We start from the raw sequence: 9,097 nt of genomic DNA on the forward strand, positions 1-9,097 counted from the left end.
CCCTTGGGTAACCTGCCTGCCGGCAGGCAGGCGCCCAAATTAATAAGCTGTAAATATACAACCTCTTATTTTAAGCTTTTGTTAACAATAACCGATTTAATAATGTTTAATTTTATAAAGTGAAAACCTTAAATTATTAATAACTATAACTATGAAAAAATTACTCTTATTATTTATGGCGTGTGCAACTGTGTATTCGGTTAACGCGCAAATTGAAACACCACAACCTAGCCCATTCTCGAAAATTGAGCAAAAAGTTGGGTTAACAGATGTGACTATTGAATACTCCAGACCAGGCGTGAAAGGACGTACCATTTTTGGCGATTTAGTACCTTACGGTAAAATTTGGCGCACAGGAGCAAATGCTAGAACAAAAATAACGTTTAGTACCGATGCAACTGTTGATGGGCAAACGTTAAAAGCAGGTTCTTATTCTGTTTTTACAATTCCAAATGCTGAAACTTGGGATGTTATTTTTTATAATGATGGCAAAGATTCTGGAACACCAGATGAACTAGATCCGGCGCATGTGGCAGCTAAAACTAATGTAAAATCTTATCCTGTTCCGTTTGACGTTGAAACATTTACTATTGATATTAATAACTTATCAAATACAGGAGGAAGACTCGAGTTTATTTGGGAAAAAACGTGGGTTGGTATGGATTTTACAGTTCCTACCGATGCTGCTGTAATGGCAAGTATTGATGAAGTAATGAGTAGCGATGCGCCTTCTGCTAAAGATTATTATGCAGCTGCTGTGTACTATTTAGAAGCCGGACACGATATTAATCAAGCTGTAAAATGGGTAGATAAAACCATTGATATGACTAAAGATGACCCAAAGTTTTGGTACATCCATAATCAAGCTTTAATTCGTGCAAAGGCTGGCGATACAAAAGGGGCTATTGAAGCTGCAAAAGCATCGTTGAAATTAGCTAAAGCTGCTAATTATGATGCCTACATAAAAAAGAACGAAGACGTATTAAAAGAGTGGGGATCCATGTAATTTAGACTTCTTAAACTATTATATTTCTAGATATTCAGAAATTTGAAAAGCGTAATCCATTTGGGTTGCGCTTTTTTTTTTATAATTCTCAGGTTCTGAAATAGACTGGCAACAATAAATACTCACAAGTGTGTCTAAAACGCATGAGCATGGTTTTTTTTATTTTAACTTTAACTATTATTGATAAAACTAAACACCAAATATATTATGAAATTTTCAACCACAATTTGTGCTGTATCGCTTGTTTGTTTTTTGTTTAGCTGTAAATCTGGAGGGAAGAAGGTGGCCACCACAATTAATGACGTAACTGAAACAACTACTAAACCGTTTTTTAAATTATCATTAGCACAATGGTCATTGAATAAAACCTTTAATGAAGAGGGTGTTGATCCTTTTAAATTTGCAGAACTAGCTAAGGAGGATGGCTTTGAAGGTTTAGAATATGTTAACCAAATCTACAACAAACAAATTGAATCATTAGGATTTGATGTCGTTATCGATTCTCTAAAGGTGTTAAGTGCTACCCATGGCATGCAAAATGTATTGATAATGATTGATGGTGAAGGTAATTTGGCAGATCCTAGTGAGGCTATGCGTGATAAAGCAGTAGAAAATCATAAAAAATGGGTTGATGCTGCTCATAAATTAGGCTGTAAGTCTATTAGAGTAAATACGTTTGGTACAAATGACCCAGAACTTTGGGTACCTTCGGTTGCAGATGGACTTAAAAAACTATCTACATATGCAGCCACTAAAAACATTGATATTTTATGTGAAAATCATGGTTGGTTATCTTCGGATGTACCTGTTTTAATGAATGCCATTGCTGAAGTAAATATGCAGAATTGTGGCACATTACCAGATTTTGGTAACTGGTGTGTAAAACGTAAAAATGGTGAAATTTGGGGTGATTGTCTTGAAGTATATCCTGATAAATATGAAGGTATCAAAATGATGTTAACTAAAGCCAAAGCTATTAGTGCAAAAGCATATGATTTTGATGAGAATGGAAACGAAACTACCATAGATTTTCCTAGAATCATACAAATGGTTAAAGACTCAGGCTATACAGGTTATATTGGTGTAGAGTACGAAGGCACACGCTTAAGTGAAAAAGAAGGCATTCTTGCCATAAAAAACTTATTATTAAAATCGGCGAAAGTGGTAAATTAAAATCTATTTATTAATAGTTAGTATTTGGGCGTCACCACAAGGGTCGGGCTTTCCGTTACAATCTTTTTTGCTTGTCACCTTGAGCGCAGTCGATAATGGTTGTGCTTTTTTATGAAAAGTATAATTTTTGTACATGAATTCTGTATATTAGTAGTGTAATAGAATGATTGTAACTTTTTATAATTTATAATTAGCAACCAAATGTCCAACCAGCTATCTATAGACGATGAATTCATAAGAAAGGTAAAAGATTTAATTGAAACCAATCTTGCAAACGAACAATTTGGTGTTAATGAATTGTCTGAAGACCTTGGTGTGAGTAGATCACAATTGCATCGAAAACTAACTTCGCTTACAGGGAAATCTAGTAGTCAATTTATTAGAGAATATAGACTGGAAAAAGCGATGATAATGCTACAAAATAATGTGGCAACAGCCTCTGAAATTGCATACCGCGTTGGCTTTAGTAGTCCTACATATTTTAACACCCGTTTTAGTGAGTATTATGGTTATCCGCCTGGAGAGGTGAAATATAGGACTGCTACTAAGGATAAAAGTGAATTAAATGTCAATGATACTAGTCAAAAATTAGCTTCGGGAAATATTGAAAACAGAATTCCTACAGTAAAAAAAAGGGGTATAAAAAATAATGTGATTGCCCTATTACTTGGTGTCCTTGTAATAATAGCCGCCCTATTTTATTTCGTTTATGATAATCCAAAAGAGGATGAAATTACTAAATCTGAGTCACCAATAGACATTGATAATTCCATTGCGGTGCTTCCTTTTAAAAACTTGAGTCCCAGTGAAGACAATCAATACTTTGCAGATGGCATGCGAGATGATATCATTAACCATTTAGCCAAAATAAAAAATATTTTAGTTAAATCGCGCCAGTCATCAGATAGATATGGGTCTAGTATTTTGTCAGGATCTGAAATTGGAGAAGCACTTGGAGTTAATTATATTATTGACGGCAGTGTTCAAAAATATGAGGACCGAATAAAAATTATAGTTCATCTTATTAACGCTCGAAATGACACCCATTTATGGTCTAAAGATTTTGATCGGGAATTTGAGGATATTTTTCATTTAGAAAGAGAAATTTCAACTGATATAGCAAAAGAACTTAATCTTGTTTTGTCCCCGAGTGAACTGGAGCAAATTGAAAAGATACCTACAACGAATTTGGAAGCCTATAATTTATACTTAAAAGGAGATTACTTTTTATATCAGTTTTCAAATCAAAGTTTCGCACTTGCTGAAAAATATTTTGAAGAAAGTATTGCACTAGATCCAGAATTCGCATTGCCTTATTCCGGATTGGCGTTATTGAACATATACAAGAATTGGCCAGCACCTTCTGAAGAAGATTATCTAGAAAGCATGGATTATGCCGTAAAGGCTAGGGAGCTAGATGATGGTTTAGCAGAGACACACCGTGTTTTAGGAATTATTTATAAGGAATATAAATGGAATTGGGAATTGGCAGAAAAAGAATTTATTAAGGCCTTGGAGATAGATTCAAAGAACCCAGGGGCTTTAATTACCTATGCTAAGTATTTAATGTATATTAAAGGAGATTTTGTTAAGGCCAGAGAAAATATAAATCGAGCTTCGTTAATTGCGCCTTTGTCCTATTACATTAAAATTTATAGCGCTGAATGTTATTTGTTGGAAGGCGACTATGATATGGCGTTACAAGAGGTAAATAAGGCTAAGGAAATAAATCCAACCGATGGATGGGCTTCTTGGATTGCTTTTTTGGTTTATGTAGAAAAGGGTCAAAATGAAAAGGCAGTTAATGAAGTGGCAGATACCTGGAGCTTACACCCAATTAATAAAATAAATGTTGCCCCTATGCTCGAGGCATTTAAAAGCGGAGGGATAGACGGCGTTTTTAAATGGATAAATGATTTGGATATTAACAATCCAGAAGCTGAAAATGTATGGCATAATGCTTACTGGATAGCTCAAAAGTTTGCTTTTCTAAATGAAACTGACAAAACCATAGAATGGCTGGAAGTTGCCTATAAACGAAAAAACGGAGATATCTACAAGGTAAAATATGATCACTTTTTTAAAAACATGCGAAATAATGTTCAATTTTTAAAGCTTTTAGAAAAAATGAATCTAGGTAATTACCAACATCATGCAGTACTTAAAAAATAGTAGTTCCCTTTAGTTAAGCACTATACAACTACTTCTTTCAACATAATTTAAACACTTTAAATTATGTGTTATACACTTTAAATAAAACTTTAAAATAGTTTCAACATAGCTGTTAAGTGTTGCGTGCTCTATTGTTTCATATTTGTTTAAACATTTATTATTAATCTTTAAACTTATATAATCATGAAAACACTAGTATTATTTTTAACAGTTTCTGTAATCTCTACTTTAGGGTATTCTCAGATTGAAAACACGCAACTTATGGCTCTTAATACAGATTATATATCTGTTGAAACCACTAAACCAACATCTAAGTTATTGAATCAAGATTATCTAAACAGCGTACATAATAGCTCTATGGCCGTTCAAGTGTACGATTTAGAAAAAACCATCTCTCAGTTCGACGTTACTTCGGCAAAGGGATTTAACGGAAACCCTAAATCATTTAAAACAGCTTTTAAAACAGATAACGCCACTGTGGAAGTACTCTATAATAAAGAAGGTAAAATTATCAGCACCATCGAAAAATATAAGAAGATTAAACTTCCCGATCCTGTTAGAGATGCCGTATTTAAAAAATATAAAGACTGGGCTCTGCTAAAGGTAGAATATCAAGTATACTACACTACCAATGATGTAAAAAAAATATATCAAGTAAAAATAACAAACGGAAAAACCAAAAAGAAAATTAAAGTCAATGCTAATGGTACAATGGTCAATTGATTCTAGGATATTATATAAAATAAAGAAAACGCAATCGTAAAAGGGTTGCGTTTTTGTTTTTGGGCGCCTGCCTGCCAGCAGGTTACCCCGACTAGGGGTCGGGCTTTCACTACTCTCCCGATTATCATCGTAATCAAACATGCCGTTCAATCCCTAACGCAGGTATTTGCCAAAGTAGTTTTATGGAATTAATAACTCAGGTTTATTTGCTTTCTAACAGCATCTAAAGTCTTGATAAGCTGCTTGCTAAACTCGAAAGTCATTATGTTGCTTTCTGTTTTGCCTTCTCGGAGTAATGCATTAAAATGAAGTGTTTCGTATTTATAGCCAATAGAGTTGTAGTTAAAATCAAGCGTTTTTTCCTTGCCCTCATTCGGAATTAAAGTTACCGTTGATGGCGCGTGAAACTGACTATTAATTTTTACAATACCGTTTTCACAATAAAAGATTGCTTCAGATCTTGTATCTTCTAGTAACGTACTTTTTAAAATGGCTTTTGCCTTGACATATTCAAAATTCATGGTACAAGACGAATCTGCTCCATTTTCAAAATAAGTAGCTTTAGCGTCTATATTTTTAGGAATTCCTAAAGTAGAAAGTGCCGCAAAAATAGGGTAGATGCCAATATCCAATAAACTACCGCCGCCCAACGATTTATTAAATAGTCGCGATGAATCATCAAAAGGTCTGTTAAAACCAAAATCGGCTTCCAGTTTTAAAACATTGCCATAAACCTTATTGTCAATAGCCTTTAAAGTGTATTGATAATGTGGTAAAAAGTACGTCCATAGCGCTTCCATGAGCAATACCTTTTTTTCTTTGGCTTTTGCAATCATCGTGTCAACCTCCTTGGCATTCATAGCAAAAGGTTTTTCGCATAAAACAGCAATTCCATGCTCTAAGCACAACAAGGTGTTTTCTTTATGTAAGGCGTGCGGTGTTGCAATGTAAACGGCGTCAATATTTTTGTCTTTTGCCAAGGCTTCATAACTATCATACGCTTTTGTTGCGTTATATTTACTAGCAAAAGCATGCGCTTTATCTTGATTTCTAGAAGCCACAGCATAGAGTTTTGCTCCCTCCACCGTTAGTAAATCGGATGCGAATTTATTTGCAATATTTCCTAGGCCAATAATGCCCCAATTAATTGTTTTACGCATGGCTTGTTTTGCTGTTTGGAATTAATAATTGAAGGATACATGCAATGACCATTACTATCATGCAGCCAACAAAGTTTAACCATAAGAATGGCAGGTTTATATACTCATATAAATCTAAAAGATATAAGGCAATTACCAAACCTTGAGTGATTAGAGCCGCAATAAAAACAGCATTACCTTTAACAAATTTAAAAAAGAAGGCCAACAGAAAAATACCCAAAACATTCCCATAAAATATAGAACCTATTATGTTTACAAGCTGAATTAAATTTTCGGCAAGATTTGCAACACAAGCAACGCCAATAGCAATAATACCCCAAAGAAATGTAAACCATTTGGATGCTGTTACTTTTTCGGTTTCCGTTTTTTCGCCTGTATTTCTTATGTATAAATCAATGGTGGTTGTCGATCCTAAAGCGTTTAATTCGCTAGCGGTACTCGACATGGCTGCGCTTAAAATAACCGCTAATAAAAGCCCAATTAACCCGCGTGGTAAATTGTTTAAAATAAAGTGAATAAACACGTAATCTTTATCATTACTTTCTACTTTAATATTTTTTGCTTCACCTGCTTTTTCAATTAAAGCTCTTGCTTCTTTACGTAATTCCTCATGCGCTAAATTGGCCGCCGAAATATATTTGGCTATTTCAGGATTGTCGCTAGCGGTATAGGCGTCAATAATTTTTTGCTTGTCACTAAAAATTTGCTGTTGTTCTTCTTGAAGTGCTTTGTATTGGTCGGCAAATTCAGAATTTAAAACCACTTCGGTAGCCGTAGGATTAAAGTTAACTGGCGCTTCATTAAATTGATAAAAAACAAAAACCATAACACCAACCAGCAAAATAAAGAACTGCATCGGTATTTTTAATAGCCCATTAAATATTAAGCCCAATTGCATTTCTTTAACCGATTTACCAGAAAGGTAACGTTGTACCTGACTTTGGTCTGTCCCAAAATAAGAAAGCATCAAAAAGGTACCGCCAATAATACCGCTCCAAAAGGTGTACCTGTTATTTAAATCGAATGAAAAATCGAGCACTTCCATTTTGCCGCTTGCTCCAGCAATATCTAATGCTTTACCAAAGGTAATATCTTGCGGCAATTTATCAACTATCAAAAAGAACGCCACCAACATCCCAATAAAAATAACAACCATTTGGTGTTTTTGGGTCACATTTACTGCACGCGTTCCACCCGAAACTGTGTAAATGATAACTAATAAGCCAATAATAATATTTAAGGTTAATAAATCCCAACCTAAAACCACCGATAAAATAATAGCAGGTGCAAAAATGGTTATTCCGGCGGCCAAACCACGCTGTATTAAAAACAACATAGCGGCTAAAGTTCTCGTTTTTAAATCGAATCTGTTTTCTAGAAACTCGTAAGCGGTATATACTTTTAATCGGTGATATAATGGAATAAAAACCATGCAAATAACCACCATGGCAATAGGTAGCCCAAAGTAAAATTGTACGAATCCCATGCCATCATGAAAGGCTTGTCCTGGTGTAGATAAAAAGGTAATGGCACTTGCTTGAGTTGCCATCACAGAAAGGCCAATTGTCCACCATTTTGAAGTATTTCCACCTCTTAAATAATCCGTTACGTTTTTGCTTCCTCGTGTTTGTAGTGTGCCATAAGTTACTATGGCTATTAAAGTTACACAAAGTATCGTCCAATCAATCCAGCTTAAAGTTTGCATCATTAAAAGGATTTTGTAATGATATAAAACGCAATAAAGTAAAGCGCATTAGCTATTAATACCACAGAATATAATTTAAGCCATTTTGGTTTTGTTGGTTGTTGCTCGTCCATAATTAATCATTTAATTTTTGGCTTTGCTCGATATCACCTTTTCCAATGGATAACATATTAGCAAACAATCTATACGCTCCAGAAACACCTGCAGGAAACTCTCTAAAAAAGCTCAAACCTGTATATATGTAATACCCTTTGCCATGTTTTGCAACCAATAGGCTGCCGTCTTTAGCCGTTTCATCTTTGTCGTTCATGGATAGGATTGGAGTGAACTCATTTCCCCATGTGTCTGGAAAATACAAACCGCGTTCTTGTGTCCAACCTTCAAAGTCGTTTTGAGTTATTTTATTTGGAAAGTTTAAAATCTCGTGGTCTGGATTTAAAAAACGAACCTCGGCGTTTTCATCAGTCACTCTATCGCGAGATAATTTTAAATCATACGGCGCAAGCGCATCCACTTTTATACGGTGGCTCGTGTTGTATTGAACAATCATATTACCGCCCTTAGCAACAAAATCAAATAATTGCTGTTGCTTATAATTTAAATCTTCAATCGTGTTATAGGCTCTAATTCCAACTACAACGGCGTCAAAATTGCTTAAGGTTTCAGCGTTAATGTCCTCGGGTTTTATGATGCGCACATGATAGCCTATTTGTTCTAAACTTTCAGGAACTACATCACCAGCACCTTGAATGTAAGCAATATTTTCGCCTCGTTTCTTAATGTCTAGGCGTACAATTTTGCTTTCACTAGGAAGTAAAACCGTTTGAAACGGAATATGCTCGTAGTTAATTTCAATAAGTTCTTTAGTATAACTTTTATCACCAATATGAACAATAGGGCCAATAAAACCTTCACTTTGTTCTTTAGGAGCAATGACGGTAAACGTTAGGGTTTGCTCTTCACCTTTATGCACAATAGATACTTTTTGCTTTTTAGGAAATATACTCCAGTCATTCGGGTGGCAAACTTCCACATCGCCTTCAAGATTATCACGTCCAGCCTTTACAACTACCGTAATATCACGTTGTTGGTCATTATTTAAGATGATCACTTTTTCTGTGATTTTTGCCGAAGCTTCTGGAATAATTTCAAACGGAC

6 protein-coding genes and 1 pseudogene are annotated in these 9,097 nt (G+C 34.8%); 4 read left to right on the plus strand and 3 right to left on the minus strand.

Going from position 1 to position 9,097, the window contains the following annotated elements:
- The first annotated feature begins 151 nt into the window (after window positions 1-151).
- From WBN21_RS15140 to WBN21_RS15155, 4 genes are all read left to right on the plus strand, one after another.
- Window positions 152-1,006 (plus strand): DUF2911 domain-containing protein, encoded by an 855-nt coding sequence (locus WBN21_RS15140; protein WP_424201737.1) that lies wholly within the window; start codon window positions 152-154, stop codon window positions 1,004-1,006.
- Window positions 1,007-1,213: 207 nt separating this feature from the next.
- A complete protein-coding gene (locus WBN21_RS15145; protein ID WP_424201739.1) occupies window positions 1,214-2,179 on the plus strand; it encodes a sugar phosphate isomerase/epimerase family protein in 966 nt (321 codons plus the stop codon).
- A 201-nt stretch (window positions 2,180-2,380) separates the two neighbouring features.
- Window positions 2,381-4,351: a helix-turn-helix domain-containing protein gene (locus tag WBN21_RS15150; RefSeq protein WP_424201741.1), complete on the plus strand. Its 1,971-nt coding sequence runs from the start codon at window positions 2,381-2,383 to the stop codon at window positions 4,349-4,351.
- Window positions 4,352-4,534: 183 nt separating this feature from the next.
- Entirely contained in the window at window positions 4,535-5,074 is a 540-nt protein-coding gene (locus tag WBN21_RS15155; RefSeq protein WP_424201743.1) for a hypothetical protein, read from the plus strand.
- Window positions 5,075-5,262: 188 nt separating this feature from the next.
- Here WBN21_RS15155 and WBN21_RS15160 read toward each other — a convergent pair whose 3' ends face one another.
- The 3 genes and pseudogenes from WBN21_RS15160 to WBN21_RS15170 all read right to left on the minus strand — a co-directional run.
- Window positions 5,263-6,234, minus strand: coding sequence for a Gfo/Idh/MocA family protein (locus WBN21_RS15160; protein ID WP_424201745.1), 972 nt, complete (start codon window positions 6,232-6,234; stop codon window positions 5,263-5,265).
- Complete coding sequence (locus WBN21_RS15165) at window positions 6,227-7,939, minus strand: sodium:solute symporter (protein WP_424201747.1); 1,713 nt, start codon at window positions 7,937-7,939, stop codon at window positions 6,227-6,229. The genes WBN21_RS15160 and WBN21_RS15165 overlap by 8 nt, the downstream gene beginning before the upstream one ends.
- A gap of 115 nt (window positions 7,940-8,054) precedes the next feature.
- Window positions 8,055-9,097, minus strand: a pseudogene (locus WBN21_RS15170) (LmbE family protein); the annotation flags it as partial.

Source organism: Algibacter sp. (assembly GCF_049667265.1).
GTDB lineage: Bacteria > Bacteroidota > Bacteroidia > Flavobacteriales > Flavobacteriaceae > Algibacter_B.